General features: G+C 46.7%; 2 protein-coding genes. Both read left to right on the forward strand.

Annotated elements, in window-relative coordinates; all coding sequences use genetic code 11:
• The coding region (locus tag IE064_RS18020; RefSeq protein WP_268244793.1) for a flagellin at positions 1–680 on the forward strand (680 nt) is incomplete at its 5' end.
• Between the two features lie 237 nt (positions 681–917).
• On the forward strand, positions 918–1,549 hold a 632-nt coding region (locus tag IE064_RS18025), incomplete at its 3' end, for a flagellin N-terminal helical domain-containing protein (protein WP_444544696.1).

The raw sequence follows: 1,549 nt of genomic DNA on the forward strand, positions 1-1,549 counted from the left end.
CAGCAGATACTGGCACACTTACTGTTTATGATGCAGCAGGTAATGCAGATAGTTATGATTTATCTACCTACAACGGTGATGCAGAAACGCTTGCTTCGGACTTAGGGAAAGCAGGGTATGATGTCAGCTACGATTCAGATACAGGCGATATCAGCTTTTCAGCAACAGGGGTCCAGGGGATCGAACTCACTGGTGGAACCGCAACAACAACAGCGACATTAGGCGGTATTACACCCGATGGTACCAATACAGCTGCGAGCGTAGCTTCCAGCCTGACATTGTCTTCATCAGATAAATTTACGGTGGCTGATGATGGTACAGCTGATCTTGGTGAAATGCTGAGCGGTGGTACATCTACTCTGAATTCAGTTAGCAAGATTGATATCAATAGCGCGCAAGGCGCTCAGGATGCCATTGCCGTGATTGATGCCGCGATTGCCGGGATTGACAGTCAGCGTTCTGACTTGGGTGCGGTACAAAACCGTATGACGTTTACTATCAGCAACCTGAGTAACATTTCCACCAATGTATCTGACGCCCGTAGCCGTGTGCAGGATGTGGATTTTGCCAAAGAAACTGCCACCATGACCAAACAGCAGATCTTGTCGCAGACCTCTTCTGCCATGTTGGCTCAGGCGAACCAGTTACCGCAAGTGGCTTTACAGTTGTTACAAGGCTAACATTGCATTTTGAGCTAGTACTCGTGAAAGCCGACAATAAATTGTCGGCTTTCTTTTTTAGTCAAAATATAGTTCATTTGTCTTTGTTTTATATTGGTTTTTTTATTACCAAAAATTTTTAGAAAAATTGCCTAAAGTTTGTTTTCCTCTCGCCGTTACAGTGAGTGTATCCAATAAGCTCCGCCTGGCTGAATGGCTCAGGCAGCAGTCAACCAGGTAATATGAGGAACCAATACTATGGCCATTACCGTAAATACCAACGTGACCTCTCTGGGCTCACAAAAGAACCTGAACAAAGCCAACAGTGCATTGCAAACCTCAATGGAGCGTTTGTCCTCTGGTTTGCGCATCAACAGCGCTAAAGATGACGCGGCCGGGTTGCAGATCTCTAACCGTTTGACCAGTCAGATTAATGGTCTGGATGTGGCGCAGCGTAACGCTAATGATGGCATCTCTATTGCGCAAACCGCTGAAGGTGCCATGCAGACTTCGACTGACATTTTGCAGCGTATGCGTGACTTGTCATTGCAGTCAGCTAACGGCTCTAACTCTGCCGATGACCGCGCCTCTATGCAGAAAGAAATTGCCTCACTGCAGACCGAATTGACTCGTATTTCTGACACTACCTCGTTTGGGGGTCAGAAACTGTTGGATGGTAGTTTTGGTACTCAGAAATTCCAGGTGGGTTCTAACGCCAATGAAACCATTTCAATTTCTCTGAATGATGTGGCTTCTAATAAACTCGGCAACAATACCATATCAGGTGCTGGATCAGTTTTAGGTGTCGCGGCCGCTGATACGCTTGCAGCTAGTGTTGCCTTTACTGCGGGCGACATCAGTGTAAACGGTAAGACTGTTACGGTTGCTGC

It is taken from the genome of Shewanella fodinae, assembly GCF_014651955.1.
In the GTDB taxonomy this organism is placed as follows: domain Bacteria; phylum Pseudomonadota; class Gammaproteobacteria; order Enterobacterales; family Shewanellaceae; genus Shewanella; species Shewanella fodinae.